Origin of the sequence: Bacillus sp. BB081 (assembly GCF_008368895.1) — a bacterium.
GTDB lineage: Bacteria > Bacillota > Bacilli > Bacillales > Bacillaceae_G > Bacillus_A > Bacillus_A wiedmannii.
This window is the reverse complement of sequence record NZ_QOZX01000015.1, coordinates 55890-76255: the sequence shown is the minus strand read 5'-3', so window position 1 is coordinate 76255 and position 20366 is coordinate 55890. Positions and strand designations below refer to the sequence as shown.

Below are 20366 nucleotides of genomic sequence, written 5' to 3'. Positions count from 1 at the left end.
AGGGAGAACTGCTCTTTTTCGAAAGGGTGGTGCAAGTGGGAAAACAATCGTTCGTTGCCAGTACCAACCAAAAATATACTTGGGGTGTTACCGGAAGGTGGCATGAATGCTAGAGCGTCAAACTGTCTAGCGATAGACGAAAAGACCTAGCGTTCGAACTCAAGCCCCCACTGAAACGCTTCATCTCAGTGGGGGTAGTTGACATTAACGTTAATGAAAGGGAAAGACGTACATTATCCAAAAACATTTCATGTAGGATTTCCACAAGAAAATAATGAACAAGTAGATAAGATAAATCAAAGATTGAAGGAAGATGGATTTTCGGTTGAGGCTCCTAAACGTGCACATGCGTATACGTTTTATGTTGAAGCACCTGGCGGATTTACAATTGAAGTGATGTGTTAATTTAAAATCAAACTTTTTGATGCTTGTTTTCAATATGAAAAGTAGGAAAAGTCTGTTTTAAGTGTAGAGCTTAAACAGGCTTTTTTACTTATAGTATCGGATAGAAAACGCTAGAAGGAATCATATACAATATATATATCTGTTTACATAATAAAGTTATGCTGCGCTAGTTGTCCTAAAATACAAGTCATATATCTTGTATCCTCTCATAAATTTAAACATAGGAATTTGTCTACAAAGGTGGCGAAGCCTCATCATGAAAATTCGAATTTGTGCCACATTCATGTTGTTTCTATTTATATGGTTACATCCTTTTTGGACTTTTGCAAAAGGAGAGGAGGCAAAGGAAAGGGTCGTTTCACTTGTATATGATGATTCGGGCAGCATGAGAAATAACGATCGCTGGAAATATGCCAATTATGCTTTGCAAAGTTTAGTTGCGCTATTAGATGAAAAAGATAAATTCTCTTATGTTCCAATGAGCAAGCCGAATGATCCATTAAACATTTCGTTAACGAAGGATAAGAGACAAACAGAAATTGAGGGAATTGGAGCATGGAAAACGTATTTAAATACTCCGTTTAGCGCAGTAGAAACGGCGATGCAATCTATAAAAAAGGAAGCAGATATAGATGGAAAACGTGAATTTTGGCTTATTGTCTTAACTGACGGGGCATTTAATGATTTAGAGAAAGATAAGGTTGGCGGAAAAGAACAAATTACACAGAAGCTAGCACAGTTTAAGAAAGAAATGGATGCAAAAAAGATATCGTTACATCCAATTTTAATTACGATGGAAGAGGATTTAGGGCAGCAAGAAAAGGCACAACTAAATACGTTTAAAGAAATATGGAAGAAAGAGATAAATGGCGTTACGATGCCATCCAGTGGAGAGGATGGTATTGTAAAAAGCGTCAATCAAGTGGCAGCATTAGTTGCAAATCGTGATCCGTTCTCCTCGGTTGAATCGATTGTAAAAACGAAAGTAGTAGGAAAGAAAGTAGAGATTACAACACCATTCCCGTTAAAGCGTATGACGCTTGTACGGCAATCGCCTTCTTTGTCTAATTATCAGGTCACACAAATTTCTAAACCATTACAATTACAATCTTCTTATTCCATACATGCACCAGGAGAAGCGAAATTATTCGGAAATATAGTTCATATAAGTACGGAAAATCACGAAGTTATTAAACCAGGAACGTATACGATAGAAGTGGATCGAGATATTGAGAAAGAAGGATTACAAGTACTAGTTGAACCGGCGCTTAACTATACTGTTTCTACTTATGACAAAGACGATAGTAGTCAAAAAAATGTGGAGAAAATGTACGAAGGTGTTACTGCTGTTATTGAAGCGAAGCCTACGGAATTACCAATTCAGTCTTCATATTTTCAGTCAGAAGTAGAAATAGACGGAAAACAGTACCCGATGAAGTGGGACGATAAAAAACATGTATTTTACTACGAAACGAAGATCGATAAAGGGTTAGTGCGCGGGAAAGTTCATATGAACATAAAGGGGTTTTACAGACAGACGAAGGAATTTAAAATTGAAGTAACTGAAAAACCAAAATTATCATTGCAAACTATTACGAAAGATTATGAGGAAAAAGTAACGAATTTAGAGAATAGTAAACCGTTTATTATACAACCACAGTTAGATGGTAAGCCGATGACAGAAGAAGCTGTAAAGAAACTATTAAAATCTACTGGTGTCACATCTAAACAATCAATCAACTATGAAATAAAACAACAGGATAATCAAATTTATATTTATCCTCGCCCTCATTACTCCGACACATTCAATTTTACAGATACCGGCACCGTAGAAGCTACCATCGTAGTGCAAGATTCAAAATTACAAGAAGTAAAGAAAAATATATCACTTCATATTCAAAATGCACCGTTCTATGAAAAATATGCGCTTATTTTTAAGTTTGTAATTCCTATCACTTTATTACTGTTAGTAGTAGGAATAATCGTTTTAGGATGGATTGTTCGTCCAAGATTTCACCGAAAAGCACTATTGTATTACGAATGGGATCAAGAGGTAGCGAAAGATTGGTTATATCAATCTGAACCAGAGTTACTTAAAAATAAATGGTGGAAACACTATTTTGGCATTCCATTCCGAGCAGAAAGAAAGACTGTGCAATCCGTTACGTTTATAGCAAAGAAAGGATCGAAATCAATATTTGTAGCGAAAGAGTCACAAGTAGTAGGAATGATTATTGATGGGATGTTTATAACAGAAGATGAGGTTGGAATGGAACATAAGACGCTATATCCAAATGAACTTTTAGTAATTGATAGAGGGTATGGTAAAGAAATTTACAAATATGAGTGTGAATAGTAGATAGTGAAAAGGAGGGAGTCTTATCTTTCTCTCCTCTTTTCAAACAAGCAAGAATAGGAAGGTGGTTCACATGACGTTACAAGTTCCAACGATATTAATTGGTTTAGGTGGAATCGGTAGTACTGTGACACATCAAATATATGAAAGGCTACCTGAGGAGCGCCGAAAAAAGGTAGCAATGCACGTATTTGATACAGATGTGAATACATTGAGTAAATTTGATCATATTCGAAAGTTTAAGACGCAAACGAGTTCTAGTAAAACGCCAAGAGAGTATATTGCGGGAGATCCAACGATTCCAGAGTGGTTTCCGATGGACCCGACTATACTAGATAAACCACTGACAGAAGGGGCAGGACAGTTACGCGTCATTTCCCGTTTAGCGTTACTTGCTGCGATGAAAGAAGATAAATTGACATCCTTTTGGCAAGAAATCGAGAAGATTTTTCCGGTTACAAGCGATCAAACGGAATATGGAGTGCGTGTCATTATCGTAACATCACTAGCGGGCGGAACAGGTTCAGGGATGTTTCTACAAATTGCATTATATTTACGTGAAATGCTTCGAAAAAAACTGCAGCATCACAACATTTTAATACGTGGTGCGTTTCTAATGCCGGACGTTTTAGTTAAGACGAGAACGGTTAGTGCGAAAGAGTTTGAAACGGTGCAAGCAAACGGCTATGCCTCGTTAAAAGAATTACATGCCATTACACTCGGTTCCACTGGAGAATTATCAAAACGTGGCGGTGTGACGATTGAATTAGAATATCGACCTGATCAAGTAGATGAAGACGGAAGAACGAATCATACGATTAAACAACATCATTTACCGTACAATTATTGTTTCCTATACGATTACGAAAATCTACATGGACACCATCTGCACAATTTATCAGATTATATGGAGCAAATGGCAAATACAATTTATTTACAGTTATTTAGTCCGATGTCTGCAAATCATTTTGCACAGGAAGATAATCAAATTCAGCAATTAGCAGAATCAAGTGGGAAAGGACGATATTGCGGGGCAGGAACGGCAAAGATTATTTATCCGTATGAGCACGTGTTAAAATATTGTGCTTTAAAATGGGCTGTGCAAGGTTTAGATGAGTCTTGGCTGCATTTAGATCAACTGTTTCAAGAGAAGAAGCAAAGATATGACCAAGACGTCAAACGCGGGATGCAACGTGAAAAGCCAGAGCGTGGGAAAAGTTATTTAGAAGACTTAGAACATCTTGCTACCCGTCCAGAACAGGCTCATATTTTTTATAGACAAATGTACAATGAAACGCGTGAAGGAGCAGAGGGCGGTAAGGTCGGTGTTGCGAAATCTAAACTGTTTTTAGAGGCTGTAGAAAGTTATGTACAGCGTACGGTGCAAAAAGATGAGGAATTAAACCGACTGCAGCACGAGTGTAAAATTTCGGCTGCTAAACTGAAAATGATGGAGCAAATGAAAGGTGAAGTAGCAAGAGTGGATCATGCGGTTCGTTTATATGCGTATGCGATTCCGAGCCGCGTACATGAGCATGTAACGACACTATTGTATGACATGATTGAATCAGACCGTTTTTCACCAAGTGGTTCTGAAGGGCAGTCCTATCAACTAAATACATGGTTTTTAAAGAAAACAGATCCTGTTCATCCAGTATCAGCTCGTTTTATGTTGTATGAAATTCGAAAGCAATTAGTCGAGAAAATGAATCGACTACATGAAAATAATGAACAAAAGCGTAATTTAATTCAAAACTACGATAAGAAATTTAATGTGAGTAATATTGATGGAACGGTAACAGCTGTTCGCCGAGTAGAAATCGCGCAGCAACAAGGCTGGTTTGGAAAAATGATTAATAATCAGCAGCGTTTGTTTAAAAAAGAATTTGAAGATATTGTAACGCAGTATGTACACAAATTAAACGAGTATCGTAAAGAAATGCTATTAGAACTCGTTTATCAATCGCTTTATCAAGCAGTTAATAAAATGATTCAATATTGGGAAAGGTTTTTTGATAATTTACATGAAACGCGTGAAAATTTATTGTTTGAAATTCAAAAACGAAGCAAGGAATTTGAAGGGAAAACAAACCCAACGAATGTATACGTATTAGCTGAAGAGAAGTTGCAAGAAAAGATATGGCTAGATATGCAGCAACATTTGAATTTAGGTGTATTACCGAAAGATATATCTGCGGAAATTTATATGAGTTTATACGGGGAATATTGCCGGGATGCGAAAACAGAAGAAATTCAATCGAAAAAGGTAGAAGACTTTTATCGTGAGCACATACTAAGTTATTGCTATGATGAATTACAAATACGCTATCGTGATAAATTAGAGCTGAATATCGTTGAGGCGTTACGAAAAGAGGCGGATTATAAGAAGCGTGATCGTGATGAATACGTCCGTGAAAAAATTGAAGACTTGTTCCATTTAGCAAGTCCATTCGTTCCGAAAGTTTCCCACCATAGGGAATTACAATATTGGGGTATACATCCATCTTTAAAGAAAGAACTGCAAGAAGAATTAATTCAAGAAATGTTTAAAGAAAAAGATACAGTACATGAAGCTTTTTCGCCATTTGAAGTCATTTGTTATCGTGCGCATTATGGTTTATCATTGCAAGACTTTCCTAAGCTTTCCTCAGGGCATATTGCAAATGGATTTATGAATGATAAAGGTGATTATTTTCAGTCATACTATCGCCGTGTGAATAAGTTGAATAGTAAAAAATCTAGTTTAACGCCGCATTTAGATAAGTATTGGCACTTACCAGCATTCATGCCAGACTTAAATGCAACGCAAACGAAGTTGGATTACGATAAATGTAATCGAGCTCTTCTATATGCGTATATGTATCGCTGGATTAGTTTAGTTGCTGTTGATGGTCAGTTCGTGTATCAATATAATGGCGTTGGACGTAGCTTCTTAATTCAGTCGATGGGAAAAAATATTTCAAGTGAAAGTTACAAATTACACAGAGCATTGCTTCATAATCCGTTTATTTATGAAAACATCTTGTCCAGATTTGAAGAAGAACAAGAAAAAGCTATGATACAGGGCGGACATTTATATACACATCCGTTCGTATTAGGTGCTCAAGATATTAGATGGCTTCGTAAAGAGCATGTCCATAATATTTTAGATATGATTTTAATGTATGACCGTGAAGCGAAATATGATCCAACGTTAGAAGAAACTTCTGATGAATTATTAAGATTATTTCTTGATGAAATTGAGTTGTATTTCCAAAACTATTACGGTACAGGTGCCGATATGGTTGCAAAGAAAGAGAAAGAAATGTTTATTAAACAATTGTGGGATCGTTCGTACGCGAAAGGTTATGTTGATCCAAATAGTGCTCCTTATAAAAAGTGGCAAAATTTATTAAGCGTTCATGATGAAGAAGAAACGCCAAAAACGAATGTATAATGAATGAAAAGGGAATCCTTAAAAGTGGCAATACAACTTTAGAAAAGAGGGATTCCGATGCCGTTTTTAGGAAGTGTATATCAAATATTTGGATTGTATCCAGAAATTTATTATGGAATGATTTCAGCCGAACTTGCGGAGCAGCAAAGATTGGAACAGGCGGAAAACGAAGAACCAGAAACAGAAGCGTAACTGTATAGGAAGCTTCAAAATAAAAATGATAACACGCTACTTACTCTTTACACGTATAAGAGCAAGTAGCGTGTTTTTGCTATTTAATAATTCCATTTTCTAAAATTTTAATAGTAGGTACTACTTTCACGTTAGCTTTTGAAAAGGCACTCGGCCAATCGTTTTCAACTTCTTTCCATTCTTTATATTGAAATGCTCTCGCATAATCACCAAACCCGAATGGATCAAGTTGCTGTTTTTGAATTTTGTGGATTAAATCGTTTAAATCTTTGTTTAGTTGTTTTGTAATAAGTGAAGTTAATTTCTTTCTACCTTTGTCTATATCCATGTTGAATGTAAGTTCAGATACGGAAACTTTAAAATTCATTGCAATATTAAATTTGAAGTGGTTATCGTTATAGCCTGTGTGAATGTCACGATTCATGCTAAGAACATTTATTGTTACGAAATCGTCGCCGTCTGTATCTTTTAGATGACTATTACTTTCAACTGAATGAGAAGGGATTTTCAGTGTAAGTGAAACGGGTATATTCGCTTTCTTTTGTAATAGAAGAAGAAGGGCACTTTCATATCGATTTAAAGACATTTTATAGATTCCGCGAGAAGTTAATAATGCAGAGCCGGTAACGAGAATATCTTTTTTACCTTTTTTTATTTCTGAGATAGCAGGTGTTATACCTTTATTAAAAGTTTGCCTATGAAATTCATGGAATGTCGTAAACACGGTTCGATTGTATAGTTTGTTCGTATTAATTAAATCTGTTAAATATTCAGGAAGTGCAGGCTTATCTTTAAAGTTATTATATATAACTGAAGAAATTGGACCGTCTACTGCAACCATGCGCATATTTCCTGTGTTTTTAGGGTCGCGATACCAAACATCAAGGTAAGGCATAGCTCCTTCTTGTTTTAAAAAATTTGTGCTAAATAAAATGAGCTGTAACTTTTCTGTAGACACTAAGCCACTACTTGAACTATTAAACGTTGCTTTTGCTTCTCGAGGTGTACGTACTTTCGCTTCATGAGTTTCGTACTTTTTCTCTACATCCTCATTAAAAATAGGGTTTACGTGGTACACAATTAATTTTCCTTTTGCTTTTGCGTCAAAACCGTAAATTAATGAAATCGATTGTTTTTCTAAGTCGAGCCGATCTCCACAACCTGTTAAAAAGATTATGAGAAAGCAAAGTATAGTGAAATGAATAAAGCGTCTCATTTAAATTTTTCTCCTTTTCCAATGCTGATAAAGTGTCATGTATAAGAGAAAGAAGACTGGGAATAGAAAAACGATAAAATAACTTGCAGTTCCCCAAAAATCCCGCAGGGCACTTATTTGATAAGAAGAAGGGATATAAAAGAATAAAACGAAAACACACCCGAATAACAATAACCAAATAGGTAATGAACTCCCTTTTTTGTTAAGTAATTGATTAATTCCATCTGAGGTAGTAAAAATATAAGGAATGCAAGAATCAAAAATAATGAAGAGATAAAATGACAAAAAGATAATTTCAAACCGTTCCAGAAATGAAAAGTGAAATGGTGTAACAAGAGAAAGAGTGGGCCATAAAAACTTAGTTATACCATCTGGGCTAAAATAAACGAAAGAAACGAACGTAACTTGCAGGTAAACGAATAAAGTAATTATATTTGCAATAACGATTCCTTTTTTTGCAGATGATTTATTACTGAGATAAGGATAAAGGACAAATGCAAACTCAAATCCGAGAAAGGCAATAATAGTTGATTTTACTGTGTTGAAAACTGGTAGCCATCCCTCTTTAAGGAGAGGAAGAAGATAAACCCAATGCCCGTCTTTAAGTGGGATAAATAATAGCAATGGCATCCAGAGTGTAAATAAGACAGTAAAAACAGCATAGCGGCTAATAATAAGAACACCTTTACATGCGAGCATAACCATTGGGATAGATAATAACATCATGATTAAAAACATTGGAGATCTAGGTAAAATCCAAATGTGAATAACGTATAAGAGGGAAAAAATTAAGGATACAGCTGCAAGAACAGCATATAAAATCCAAAAAATCATTGCTACTCTTCCTAGCCACTTCCCGAGATAACGAGTTAGCACATCAAGTAAAGTATACCCGGGATGTTTTTCCATAATTTTTACAATACATAGACTGACTAAAGTAGTGATAGCGCATCCTATTATAATAGACATCCAGCCATCTGTATTCGCCCCTTGCGCAACTTCACGTGGCAGTGTAAGTACACCGAACCCTACTTGAACACCACTAATCGTTAAAATGTATTGAAATAAACTAATCTCCCTCTTTGCACGCTTTGTCACTTATCTTCCTCCGTTTCTTCTATATCGCGTTGTCGATTCTCTTGTTTTAAGTTAAGAGATAGTGGTCGTTTCTTCATTAGTTTCCATGGTAAACGTACAAGAATGTCTTTTAAATCCGAAGCAAATGACGGAGAAAAAGGACTACCATAAGGAACACCAAGTGATTCCATAGAAAGAATATGGATGATGATAACTGCCATCCCGACCATAATTCCAATGACCCCAAACAAAGAAGCGGTTATCATCATTGGAAAGCGAAGAAGCCGAATTCCTGCTGACATTTCCATGTTAGGGATGATAAAAGAAGCGACTGCAGTAATAGATACGACGATAACCATAACATTACTTACTATTCCTGCTTGAACAGCAGCTTGTCCAATGACAATCCCTCCTACGACTCCAATCGTTTGTCCAACGGGACCAGGAAGCCGAACCGCAGCTTCGCGGAGCATTTCAAGTACTAATTCCATCAAAAGTGCTTCTAATATAGGGGGGAAAGGAATTTTAGCTCGAGATTCTCCAATTGTTAACAATAATTTAAGTGGAATCACTTCATAATGAAAGGAAATCATAGCAATATAAAGTGCTGGAGCAAATATTGCAATAAATAGTCCGGTAAAACGAAGTAGTCGTATGAAAGATGGAATCATTGGCCGGAAGCTGTAATCATCTATCGTCTGAAAAAAAGATGAAAAGGTCATAGGTCCAATTAATACGCCGGGTGAGCGGTCTACAACAACAGCAATTCTCCCGTTCAAAATGTGATGGGCCGTTGTATCAGGGCGTTCGGTTATTGATAATTGCGGAAAGAGAGTATAGGAATTATCTTCAACAAACCCTTCTAATTCTCCGGTAGTAATAATGGCATCCACTTTGATTGATTCGATACGGCATGCCATTTCTTGTACAACGTCTTCGTTTGCGACGTCTGCTAAGTACAGCAAAAAAACCTTTGAAGTAGCTCGTTCACCAACAGTGAATTCCTTCACTTTCAATTCGCGATTTGGAATATATCGACGAATAAGTGCAAGACTGTCGCTCGCTACTTCATTAAATCCTTCGTGGGAGCTTTTTATGGCAGTTTCTGTTGTAGGTTCTTCAATACTTCTTTTTGGCGCCGATTGCGTATCTAGTTCTAATGCTGTAAGTTGTCCATTTATAAATAAAATGCTTTTACCATGTAAAAGGGACTGTTCAATGTCGGACCACTGCTGAACTTTCTTTATATTCCCGACTGTAACTGAGGATTTCCAACAATCATCTTCATTCCACTCTTTAAATAGGAGAGGGCGAAGAATATCAATGTTAATAACAGTTTTGTCTACAAGTCCTTCCATATATATAATTGCAGCTACTTTTCCGTTTTTTAACGGAAAAGTACGTGTAATTAATTCTGGAATACCGCTAAAGAGTTTGGACAAGTGCTTTAGATTAAGGGAAAGAGAGGAAGAGATAGATTTATTTAAACGGTGATCAGCTTGTTCTTGTGCAGAGAAAGAGTTTTCACCACGTATCCATTTATTAAAAGACTCCATTTGTTCGCTTACTCCTTGTTATGTTTTATATGGGTTATTATGGATAGTTCCGTGCTGACATATGCGTAGTTTAAATTTTATATTGTATATTTCCATCTTTAACGCTATAATTATAGTGTTAAAGATGGAATCGTGATATGACCTGTTATGAATCTATCGTTTTATTTATGAATAAATGGATTGGTATTTTAGCAAGATGTGCTAATAAACTACTCCACCATGATAATAACGTGCCGAAATGTGGTGCGTATATTTTCGTGGTGGAGTTTTTTTATTCTCAAAAAGGGGGAAAGACCATGAATAACAACATGGTTCATATTACAATTGACGGAAAAAAGTATACAGCGGAGCCCGGTTCAACGGTACTGGGTGTTATTAGTGAGAACGGGATTGAACATCCACAAATTTGTTACGTGCCAGAAGTAGATCCTATTCAAACATGTGACACTTGTATCGTAGAAGTTGACGGAAAGTTAATGCGCTCTTGTTCGACAGTGACGACAGAAGGTATGAACATTGAACGTAATTCTGCTCGTGCAAAAGAAGCGCAAACAGAGGCGATGGATCGATTGCTAGAAAATCATTTACTATACTGTACAGTATGTGACAACAACAATGGGAACTGTAAACTGCATAATACAGCAGAATTAATGGAGATTGAACATCAAAAATATCCTTATGAACCGAAAGTAGATGTAAGTGAAGTTGATATGACGCATCCGTTTTATCGCTATGATCCTAATCAATGTATTGCATGCGGTCAATGTGTTGAGGTGTGTCAAAACTTACAAGTAAATGAAACGTTATCAATAGACTGGGAAGCGGAACGTCCACGAGTTATTTGGGATGAAGGAGTAAATATTAATGATTCTTCATGCGTGAGCTGTGGTCAATGTGTAACCATTTGTCCTTGTAATGCTTTAATGGAGAAAACGATGCTCGGTGAAGCTGGATTTATGACGGGATTAAAACCAGATATTCTAGAACCGATGGTAGATTTAATTAAAGAAGTTGAGCCTGGATATAGCGGCATTTTTGCGGTATCAGAAGTGGAAGCGGCCATGCGTGATACTCGTACGAAGAAAACGAAAACAGTATGTACATTTTGTGGTGTAGGTTGTTCATTTGAAGTGTGGACGAAAGGGCGTAAAATTCTTAAAGTACAACCTTCTTCTAATGCGCCAGTTAACGCAATTTCTACTTGTGTAAAAGGAAAATTCGGTTGGGATTTCGTAAATTCTAAAGAAAGAATTACAAAACCTTTAATTCGTAAAAATGGAACGTTTGTTGAATCTACATGGGAAGAAGCACTAAATGTAGTTGCAAGTAAATTAGGATCTATTAAAGAAGAATACGGTAAAGATGCTGTCGGCTTTATTTCTTCATCTAAAATTACGAATGAAGACAATTATGTAATTCAGAAATTAGCTCGACAAGTATTTGAAACGAATAATATTGATAACTGCTCACGTTATTGTCAATCGCCAGCGACAGACGGATTATTCCGTACAATTGGTATGGGCGGAGATGCTGGAACGATTAAAGATATCGCAAAATCCGGTCTTGTTATTATTGTAGGTTGTAATCCGACAGAAGGTCATCCTGTTTTAGCTACACGTATTAAACGTGCGCACAAATTACACGGACAAAAATTAATTGTGGCTGATCTTCGTAAAACAGAAATGGCAGAGCGTTCAGACGTCTTTATTAGTCCAAAACAAGGAACAGATCAAGTATGGTTAATGGCTGTTACGAAATATATGATTGACCAAGGCTGGCACGATCAACGATTTATTGATGAGAATGTAAACTTCTTTGAAGATTTTAAAGAGAGTCTTACAGAATATACACTTGAATATGCAGAAGAAATGACTGGTATTTCAAAAGAAATACTTATTCAAATGGCTGAAATGATTCGTGATGCAGATGGTACATGTATCCTTTGGGGTATGGGAGTAACGCAAAATACAGGTGGATCGGATACTTCCGCTGCGATTTCAAACTTACTGCTTGCAACAGGTAATTATCGTCGTCCAGGTGCTGGTGCATATCCACTTCGAGGTCATAATAACGTACAAGGTGCTTGTGATATGGGTACTTTACCTGGCTGGCTTCCTGGATATCAGCACGTTACTAACGATATGGAACGTGCGAAATTTGAAATGGCTTACGGAGTGAAAATTAATAGTGAACCAGGTCTTAATAATATTGAAATGCTGCACGCAATTGATGAAGGGAAAATGAAAGCTATGTATCTTGTCGGAGAGGATATGGCTCTTGTAGACTCTAATGCGAACCACGTACATGAAGTGTTATCAAGCCTTGATTTCTTCGTTGTACAAGACGTTTTCTTATCTAAAACTGCTCAATATGCAGATGTTGTATTACCGGCAGCACCGTCTCTTGAGAAAGAAGGTACTTTCACAAATACAGAGCGTCGTGTACAAAGATTGTATCAAGTTCTTCCTACGCTTGGAGATGCGAAGCCAGATTGGTGGATTGTGCAGGAGATTGCGAATAAATTAGGTGCAAACTGGAATTATAGCCATCCAAGTGAAATTTTTGCTGAAATGGCAAGTTTATCACCACTATTCTCACAAGCAAACTATGAAGTACTTGAAGGGTGGAATAGTTTCCATTGGGGAAGTTTTGATGGAACGAATACACCACTTCTGTTCCAAGATGGATTTAACTTCCCAGATAAAAGAGCTCGTTTTGCGATTGCTGACTGGGTACGTCCAGCTGAATTCCCAGCGGAGTTCGATCTTCACATTAATAACGGTCGTATGCTTGAGCATTTCCATGAAGGGAATATGACAAATAAATCAACAGGTATTCAAACGAAAGTACCTGGTGTGTTTGTTGAAGTTTCTCCAGCACTTGCAAAAGAACGTGGAGTGAAAACAGGTTCATTAGTTCGTCTTGTTTCTCCTTTTGGAGCATTAAAATTACGTGCCCTTGTAACAGACCGTGTAAAAGCGAATGAGTTATATTTACCGATGAACTCTACAGATAATGAAACAGCAATTAATTTCTTAACAGGTCCTGCTGTGGACGTACGTACGAACACACCTGCTTATAAACAAACGAAAGTGCGTATGGAAGTGCTAGAAGTTGATGGGGCAAATCCGATGCCAAAAGCGAACCCGCGTAACAAAAAACGTCATCCTCAAGCTGGTATTGAGGTAAATCGTAAGTGGGCACGTCCAGGGTATGTGCATTTAACGGATAAGTAGGAGGAGAAAAATATGGCTGCACCTATAAAAATGATTCAAAAACAAGAATTAACTGAGGAAGAAATAAAACAGCAAAAATTAGATGATTTAAAAGAGCTCCTAGCTAATAATGAAGAAGCTTTAAATCAAATGTTTAATATTGTTGGGGAATTAAATGACATCGGAATGCTAGAAGCTGCAAATTCTATGCTAAAGGCGAAAGAACCGATCGCAAAGATTGTTCTTGGCCAAGTGACTCGTGAGCCTGTTACGAATTTAATTAATAATATGATGGGTGCTGCGGGTGCTTTAACAGAACTTGATCCGGAACTTACGAAAAAGCTTATAGGTAGCTTGTTAGTAGGGCTAGAAGAAGGTAATGAACATCTAGAGAGTAATAAAAAAGTAGGGGTATTCGATCTTATGAAAGTATTGAAAGATCCAGATATTAACCGTGCTATCGGGTTTGGACTTCATTTCTTAAAAGGTATGGGGAAAGGGTTAAAAGACGAATAAACTTCATGAAGTGAACCTTTTCGCCCAAATGTTTGTACGAAATAGTTTGGGCGGAAGGATCATTTTGGTAAAATATATAATAAAGTAAAATGAGGCTTTTGGGAGGTATAATTGTATGTCAAAAAAAGTACATGAATTTAATGATATGATACGAAAACTTCGAAAAGAACTTTTCGGAAAAGGGCCAGAAAGAATTCATACTGTATTTGCTGAAAATATGGCGATTGCAACCCTTTATGGAAACTTAACACCTACTGAAAAATTCATTTCAAGTACGATGGACGGTGCGGAAATGGTTCATATGGCTAGAACGAAAATGATTCAAGAAGTGTATGCTGCGAATTCCCGTGAACACTTGGAGGAACTTGTTGGAGCGAAATTAGTGAATTTATTTTCAGATATGAAAGTAGAAGAGGATATTGCAGTTTCGGTATTTGTTTTTGATAAAAATATAACGTGAGAGAAGGATACTGATCGTGAAACCGATACAGGTAGAAAGAGAAATCTTTCGTTATGAACAAGGGGCGTTTAAACATATAGAGGACAGTATTGTAACAGAGTTTCCTGTCACGATTAAAATGAACGGACAGGAGTTTGTTACAATGGTTAGTACTCCAGAATATATAGAAGATATGGTAATAGGCTTTTTAGCATCTGAAGGAATCATTCGGAAGTATGAAGATATTGATGACATATGGGTACAAGAGAAAGAAGGATTTGTACATGTCACAACGAAAAAAGTGAATCCGTATTACGAACAAATGCAAAATAAACGTTATATTACTTCATGCTGTGGTATGAGTAGACAAGGGTTTGTTTTTGCAAATGATGCACTAAGCGCTAAAAAAATGAATGGTGTCCATGTACAGGTTGCTGCAGAAGACTGCTTTCGATTAATGAAAGAAATGCAGCAATCTGCGGAGACGTTTCAACATACAGGTGGCGTTCATAATGCATCTTTGTGCGATGTGAATGGCATTATTTTAAGCCGAATGGATATCGGTAGGCATAATGCATTAGATAAAATTTACGGTTATTGTTTAAAAAATAATATTTCTATAAAAGATAAAATTATTGTTTTTAGTGGTCGTATTTCTTCGGAAATATTATTGAAAGTTGCAAAAATCGGTTGTGAAATTATATTGTCAAAATCAGCTCCAACCGAGTTGGCTTTGCAGCTAGCAGAAGAATTAGGTATTACTACGATAGGGTTTATTCGGAATCAATCCTTAAATGTATATACGCATCCAGAGCGTGTTATAAATATAAAATAAGTAAAAGCGAGGCAATAAATATGAAATCTGTCACATTAGACAAACTACAACGCCCTTTAAAGGATTTACGTATTTCTGTTACTGATCGCTGTAATTTTCGCTGTCGCTATTGTATGCCAGAAGAAATATTTGGTCCGGATTATTCGTTTTTGTCTAATGATAAAATTTTATCTTTTGATGAGATTGAAAGGATAACACGTATTTTTGTTTCTTTAGGTGTAAGAAAGTTACGAATTACGGGCGGAGAACCGTTACTTCGAAGAGGTCTTCCGCAGCTTATTGAGCGCCTTAATAAAATAGATGGTGTGGAGGATATCGGTTTAACAACCAATGGATCACTACTGAAAAAGTTTGCTCCTGATTTATATAAGGCGGGTTTATCACGTGTGACAGTTAGTTTAGATTCCTTAGAAGAAGAGCGATTTTTCTATTTGAATGGTAATAGAAGCAAAGTGCAAAGGGTTCTGGAAGGAATACAGGTTGCAGCTGAAGTTGGTATGAAAATTAAAATAAACATGGTCGTTCAAAAAGGAAAAAATGAACAAGATATTTTGCAGATGGCGCAATACTTTAAGGAAAATAAACATATTCTTCGTTTTATTGAGTATATGGACGTTGGGAATTATAATGGTTGGGAATTAAAAGAGGTCGTCTCGAAACAAGAGATAGTAGATGCCATTCATCAAGTTATGCCATTAGAACGGATAGAAGCGAATTATGCAGGTGAAGTTGCTACTCGCTATCGTTATATTGGAAGTGATGAAGAAATAGGTATTATTTCATCAGTAACAGATTCCTTCTGTTCATCATGTACGAGAGCACGTATTTCTGCAGAAGGAAAATTATATACTTGTTTGTTCGCTTCTAAAGGAAATGACTTGAGAGAACTACTTCGATCTGGATACACTGACGAGGAAATAACATATATCGTACGTGATATATGGAACAACCGAGAAGATCGTTATTCAGATGAACGCTTAAATAATACAAGTAAAAAAAGAATACCTAAAATTGAAATGTCACATATTGGTGGTTGATATATATAAGTGACGCTATGAGGAAGTATATACAAAATGGAAAGTATGCAACGTTTGTAGATTTTCTATTTTATAGTAAAAGTGATGATTGATATCTCTGTAAAAGATGTGCAGAGATATTAAGCAGCATTCAAAAACCTTTATTTTGAGGAGGTTTTTTGAAGCTGCTTTTTTATTTGGAGAAAATGGAGGAATTAGTAATGGCATTTCATAAACCGGAACAAATTGCTGAACTCGTAATTGAGGCCGGTGTTCAAAAAGTAAGTCAGACGTTGCCGGCAATGCTTATTCTCGGTTTTTTAGGAGGAGCGTTTATTTCGCTCGGTTTTTTGCTTAACATTCGCGTTTTAGGTAATTTACCTGAGCGCTGGGGGAGTTTAGTCAATATATTAGGAGGAGCAGTTTTTCCTGTTGGACTAATGCTCGTCGTATTAGCGGGAGGAGAATTAATTACTGGAAATATGATGTCACTTTCTATGGCGCTATATGCAAAGAAAATTACATTGGTAAGTGTACTAAATAATTGGGTTTGGATTACTTTCATGAATTTCGTGGGAGCTATTTTTGTTGCGTATTGTTTCGGTCATCTTGGCGGATTAACAGAGGGAGATTATTTAAATAAAACGGTAGCAATAGCGGAAGGGAAATTACATGAATCATTTGGGAGAACTTTAATTTTAGCGATTGGATGTAATTGGCTCGTTTGTCTTGCGCTTTGGCTCGCTTATGGGACGAGTGATTTTGTCGGGAAAATAATCGGAATTTGGATTCCAATTATGGCATTTGTAGTGATTGGATTTCAGCAAGTGGTAGCAAATATGTTTGTCATCTCGGCAGTTATTTTTGCAGGTCATCTGACGTGGATGGATCTTGCTAGAAATTTTGTTCCTGTCTTTATCGGAAATGTAATTGGAGGAGCTGGATTTGTTGGATTTGCTTACTTTGCTTGTTATCAAAAACAACATTCTAATATGAAATAGAGTTCTTGAGAGGAAGGGTATGTAATGGCTGAGCGGTATTCACGACAACAGTTGTTCAAACCGATTGGGAGTAGAGGGCAAGAAAAAATTCGAAATAAACATGTGTTAATTGTAGGAGCAGGCGCATTAGGAAGTGCAAGTGCCGAAAGTTTCGTACGTGCAGGTATTGGCAAGTTGACGATTATTGATCGTGACTACGTTGAATGGAGTAATTTACAAAGGCAACAATTGTACTCTGAACAAGATGCGAGAGAGAAAATACCGAAAGCAATTGCTGCTAAAAATCGGCTAAAACAAATTAATTCGGAAGTACAAATACATGCTTTCGTAATGGATGCAGTTGCAGAAAATATGGAGGACCTATTAAAAAATGTAGATGTAATAATTGATGCAACAGATAATTTTGATATTCGATTTATAATAAATGACTTATCACAAAAACATAATATCCCGTGGGTATATGGTTCTTGCGTTGGATCGTACGGTATGAGTTATACGGTTATTCCGCAAGAGACACCGTGTTTACATTGTGTGCTGAAGAACGTTCCTGTTACAGGTGTGACATGTGATACAGCTGGAATTATTAGCCCGACTGTTCAAGTTGTCGCAGCATATCAAGTGTCGGAAGCATTCAAAATTTTAGTAGGAGATTTCTCAGCAATTAGAAAAACATTTTTCATGTTTGATATATGGAGTAATCAAAACCATTTTATAAAACTAGGGAAAAGCAAAACAGACGATTGCCCTTCGTGCGGTTCGAATCGAACTTATCCTTATTTATCATACGAAAACCAAACGAAGGTAGCTGCTTTATGCGGAAGAAATACAGTGCAAATTAGGCCAGTGAAAAATAGAAAGTACGATTTTGAAGATATAGAAAAAGTATTAAACAAACTAGGGAAAGTAGAGCGGAATCCGTATTTACTATCTTGCCAACTAGATGATTACCGCGTCGTTATTTTTCGCGATGGTCGTGTTTTCATTCATGGTACAAATGATATTTCGAAAGCGAAACAATTATATTATCGCGTATTCGGTTAATAGAAAGGGTTGTCAATAATGGAAAGAAGAGTGCCAATTACGATTGAAGAAGCTGTTCGTAAAGTAATGGGATTTGCTAATGAGGGATTAAAGGAGTTACTACCTATTGAATTAGCTTACGGACGTATATTAGCGGAGGATTTAATAGCTGACCATGACGTACCTTCATTCAATCGTTCACCGTATGACGGATTTGCTATTAGAGCAGAAGATACGAATGTAGCAAGTTATGAAACGCCAATTGTGTTTGAAGTAATTGGTGAAATTGGTGCGGGATCAATATTCCACGAGAAAGTAGGTCCGTTTCAAGCAGTTCGAATTATGACGGGAGCGCAAATTCCGAATGGGTGTGATGCGGTTGTTATGTTAGAGCTGACTCGTCAATATGAGGAAGCTGGCAACAATTATATGGAAGTGAAGCGATCATTCAAAATGGGTGACAATATTTCTTTTCAAGGTGAAGATGCTCGTAAAGGAACGGTTCTTGCAAAAAAAGGATCATACATTCATCCAGGGATTTCAGCTCTTCTTGCTACGTTCGGATATAGTGAGGTACCAGTTGCGAGAAAGCCCGTAATTGGATTGTTAGCGACTGGTAGTGAATTACTGGATGTAAATGATTCATTACAGCCAGGGAAAATCCGAAATAGTAATACGTATATGATATTGTCTCAAATTCGAAGAGCGGGCGGAAGAGTAAAATATTTTGGGAAGTTTAGCGATGATTTTCATACATGTTTCACAGCTGTAAAAGAAGCGTTAAGCCAAGTGGATATGCTCATTACAACAGGCGGTGTATCAGTAGGGGATTACGATTATTTACCAGCTATTTACGAAAAGTTAGGTGCATCGGTTCTTTTCAATAAAGTTGCAATGCGGCCAGGAAGTGTTACGACTGTAGCGCAATTAAATGGCAAGTTATTATTTGGTTTATCAGGAAATCCATCTGCTTGTTACGTAGGATTTGAATTATTTGTAAGACCGTGTATTCGGACGTATATGTTTAGTGAGAAAGCACATGTAAAAAGAGAAAAAGCGTTATTAGGAGAAGATTTTTTAAAACCAAATCCATTTACAAGATTTGTGCGAGCAAAACTGACATATAACGAAGGGCAATTAATTGCTTATCCGTCAGGGTTTGATAAATCTAGCTCGGTTTCTTCTCTAGCAGATACAAATATATTTATTGTACTTCCAGGTGGTACGAGAGGCTATAAAAAAGATATGTTCGTAGATGTTCTCTTGCTGGAAGATAACGAAGGTAGTGAATGGCCTTGGGCATTTTATAAAGTGAGAGGTGTTTCTAGTGGGACAAGCGCTATTTGAGATTGTAGATATACCGATTGTAGTTGAAGAAGTAACGAATAAAATCGCAAGAAGAGAAGCAGGTGCAATTACAACATTTATTGGTACGGTGAGAGAATTAACAAAAGGGAAACGAACGTTACATTTAGAGTATGAAGCATATAAACCGATGGCAGTAAAACAACTTACGAAAATTGGAGAAGAAATTAACGGAAAATGGCCGGACGCAAAAGTAGCAATTACGCACCGTGTAGGGCGGCTAGAAATCATGGATATTGCGGTCGTTATTGCAGTTTCATCACCGCATCGTAAAGTAGCGTATGAAGCGAATGAATACGCGATTGAACGTATAAAACAAATCGTTCCAATTTGGAAAAAAGAATTTTGGGAAGATGGGACGATGTGGATTGGAGATCAACTCGAAAATACGGCATATCCAGAAGGAAAACCGAAGAAGGAAGAATGAGAAGATGATTACAATTTTATTGTTCGCAAATTTACGTGAGGAAGTCGGATCGGATCGACTAGTAATTTTAGAAAAGCAAGAAATGACAGTTCAACAATTAAAAGAATGGCTCAAAGCAAGCTATTGCTTACAATCGCTTGATAGAGTGATGGTGGCTGTTAATGAAGAGTTTGTAACGGATGAAGAGATGATAAAAGCTGGAGATATAGTCGCATTAATCCCGCCCGTTAGTGGGGGATAATAAGCTTTTTCGCCAAGAAGATGTTGTATATAAATTCGAATACGAGAAGGGAT

General features: G+C 36.8%; 16 protein-coding genes and 1 pseudogene. 14 read left to right on the top strand and 3 right to left on the bottom strand.

Going from position 1 to position 20366, the window contains the following annotated elements; all coding sequences use genetic code 11:
- Positions 1-204 precede the first annotated feature (204 nt).
- The 4 genes and pseudogenes from DN394_RS07935 to DN394_RS07920 form a co-directional block, all read left to right on the top strand.
- Positions 205-405: pseudogene (locus DN394_RS07935) on the top strand (VOC family protein); the annotation flags it as partial.
- A 256-nt stretch (positions 406-661) separates the two neighbouring features.
- Entirely contained in the window at positions 662-2761 is a 2100-nt protein-coding gene (locus DN394_RS07930; protein ID WP_087982149.1) for a vWA domain-containing protein, read from the top strand.
- A gap of 73 nt (positions 2762-2834) precedes the next feature.
- The gene (locus DN394_RS07925; protein ID WP_149293711.1) at positions 2835-6197 is read left to right on the top strand and encodes a tubulin-like doman-containing protein; all 3363 of its coding nucleotides are present in this window, start codon (positions 2835-2837) and stop codon (positions 6195-6197) included.
- Between the two features lie 57 nt (positions 6198-6254).
- Positions 6255-6389 carry a hypothetical protein gene (locus DN394_RS07920; RefSeq protein ID WP_001116178.1) on the top strand — a complete coding sequence of 45 codons (135 nt, stop codon included), beginning with the start codon at positions 6255-6257 and terminating at the stop codon, positions 6387-6389.
- Positions 6390-6468: 79 nt separating this feature from the next.
- On the opposite strand, the gene DN394_RS07915 is transcribed toward DN394_RS07920, so the two are convergent.
- From DN394_RS07915 to DN394_RS07905, 3 genes are read right to left on the bottom strand one after another with little or no spacing between them, the layout of a single operon-like run.
- Positions 6469-7605 (bottom strand): Ger(x)C family spore germination protein, encoded by a 1137-nt coding sequence (locus DN394_RS07915; RefSeq protein WP_046954586.1) that lies wholly within the window; start codon positions 7603-7605, stop codon positions 6469-6471.
- A complete protein-coding gene (locus tag DN394_RS07910) occupies positions 7606-8703 on the bottom strand; it encodes an endospore germination permease (RefSeq protein ID WP_149293710.1) in 1098 nt (365 codons plus the stop codon).
- The gene (locus tag DN394_RS07905; protein ID WP_149293709.1) at positions 8700-10238 is read right to left on the bottom strand and encodes a spore germination protein; all 1539 of its coding nucleotides are present in this window, start codon (positions 10236-10238) and stop codon (positions 8700-8702) included. Before DN394_RS07905 ends, DN394_RS07910 begins: the two co-directional genes overlap by 4 nt.
- 296 nt (positions 10239-10534) lie before the next feature.
- Here DN394_RS07905 and fdhF point away from each other — a divergent pair, with 296 nt between their 5' ends.
- From fdhF to moaD, 10 genes are all read left to right on the top strand, one after another.
- Positions 10535-13474, top strand: a complete 2940-nt coding sequence (gene fdhF, locus DN394_RS07900; RefSeq protein ID WP_149293708.1) for a formate dehydrogenase subunit alpha — start codon at positions 10535-10537, stop codon at positions 13472-13474.
- 12 nt (positions 13475-13486) lie between these two features.
- Positions 13487-13969 (top strand): helical membrane plugin domain-containing protein, encoded by a 483-nt coding sequence (locus DN394_RS07895; protein WP_000729894.1) that lies wholly within the window; start codon positions 13487-13489, stop codon positions 13967-13969.
- Between the two features lie 115 nt (positions 13970-14084).
- On the top strand, positions 14085-14429 hold the full coding sequence (locus DN394_RS07890; protein ID WP_000039582.1) for a Na-translocating system protein MpsC family protein: 345 nt from the start codon (positions 14085-14087) through the stop codon (positions 14427-14429).
- 16 nt (positions 14430-14445) lie between these two features.
- Positions 14446-15243: a formate dehydrogenase accessory sulfurtransferase FdhD gene (fdhD, locus tag DN394_RS07885; RefSeq protein WP_097917346.1), complete on the top strand. Its 798-nt coding sequence runs from the start codon at positions 14446-14448 to the stop codon at positions 15241-15243.
- A 20-nt stretch (positions 15244-15263) separates the two neighbouring features.
- Complete coding sequence (moaA, locus tag DN394_RS07880; protein ID WP_215561912.1) at positions 15264-16280, top strand: GTP 3',8-cyclase MoaA; 1017 nt, start codon at positions 15264-15266, stop codon at positions 16278-16280.
- 200 nt (positions 16281-16480) lie between these two features.
- Positions 16481-17260: a formate channel gene (locus tag DN394_RS07875; protein WP_046958090.1), complete on the top strand. Its 780-nt coding sequence runs from the start codon at positions 16481-16483 to the stop codon at positions 17258-17260.
- A gap of 24 nt (positions 17261-17284) precedes the next feature.
- Entirely contained in the window at positions 17285-18301 is a 1017-nt protein-coding gene (locus DN394_RS07870) for a molybdopterin-synthase adenylyltransferase MoeB (protein ID WP_149293707.1), read from the top strand.
- An 18-nt stretch (positions 18302-18319) separates the two neighbouring features.
- The gene (gene moeA, locus DN394_RS07865; RefSeq protein ID WP_097917343.1) at positions 18320-19627 is read left to right on the top strand and encodes a molybdopterin molybdotransferase MoeA; all 1308 of its coding nucleotides are present in this window, start codon (positions 18320-18322) and stop codon (positions 19625-19627) included.
- The gene (gene moaE, locus DN394_RS07860) at positions 19608-20072 is read left to right on the top strand and encodes a molybdopterin synthase catalytic subunit MoaE (protein WP_097917342.1); all 465 of its coding nucleotides are present in this window, start codon (positions 19608-19610) and stop codon (positions 20070-20072) included. Before moeA ends, moaE begins: the two co-directional genes overlap by 20 nt.
- A gap of 4 nt (positions 20073-20076) precedes the next feature.
- A complete protein-coding gene (gene moaD / locus DN394_RS07855) occupies positions 20077-20313 on the top strand; it encodes a molybdopterin converting factor subunit 1 (protein ID WP_000628496.1) in 237 nt (78 codons plus the stop codon).
- The last annotated feature ends 53 nt before the right edge of the window (positions 20314-20366 follow it).

Excerpts from the sequence above, each read along its gene's own strand:
- moaD (WP_000628496.1), top strand. The coding sequence starts at position 20,077 with ATGATTACAATTTTATTGTTCGCAAATTTACGTGAGGAAGTCGGATCG.
- DN394_RS07915 (WP_046954586.1), bottom strand. The coding sequence starts at position 7,605 with ATGAGACGCTTTATTCATTTCACTATACTTTGCTTTCTCATAATCTTT.
- DN394_RS07890 (WP_000039582.1), top strand. The coding sequence starts at position 14,085 with ATGTCAAAAAAAGTACATGAATTTAATGATATGATACGAAAACTTCGA.
- DN394_RS07870 (WP_149293707.1), top strand. The coding sequence starts at position 17,285 with ATGGCTGAGCGGTATTCACGACAACAGTTGTTCAAACCGATTGGGAGT.
- DN394_RS07905 (WP_149293709.1), bottom strand. The coding sequence starts at position 10,238 with ATGGAGTCTTTTAATAAATGGATACGTGGTGAAAACTCTTTCTCTGCA.
- DN394_RS07895 (WP_000729894.1), top strand. The coding sequence starts at position 13,487 with ATGGCTGCACCTATAAAAATGATTCAAAAACAAGAATTAACTGAGGAA.
- fdhF (WP_149293708.1), top strand. The coding sequence starts at position 10,535 with ATGAATAACAACATGGTTCATATTACAATTGACGGAAAAAAGTATACA.
- DN394_RS07930 (WP_087982149.1), top strand. The coding sequence starts at position 662 with ATGAAAATTCGAATTTGTGCCACATTCATGTTGTTTCTATTTATATGG.
- DN394_RS07875 (WP_046958090.1), top strand. The coding sequence starts at position 16,481 with ATGGCATTTCATAAACCGGAACAAATTGCTGAACTCGTAATTGAGGCC.
- moaA (WP_215561912.1), top strand. The coding sequence starts at position 15,264 with ATGAAATCTGTCACATTAGACAAACTACAACGCCCTTTAAAGGATTTA.
- DN394_RS07925 (WP_149293711.1), top strand. The coding sequence starts at position 2,835 with ATGACGTTACAAGTTCCAACGATATTAATTGGTTTAGGTGGAATCGGT.
- DN394_RS07920 (WP_001116178.1), top strand. The coding sequence starts at position 6,255 with ATGCCGTTTTTAGGAAGTGTATATCAAATATTTGGATTGTATCCAGAA.
- moeA (WP_097917343.1), top strand. The coding sequence starts at position 18,320 with ATGGAAAGAAGAGTGCCAATTACGATTGAAGAAGCTGTTCGTAAAGTA.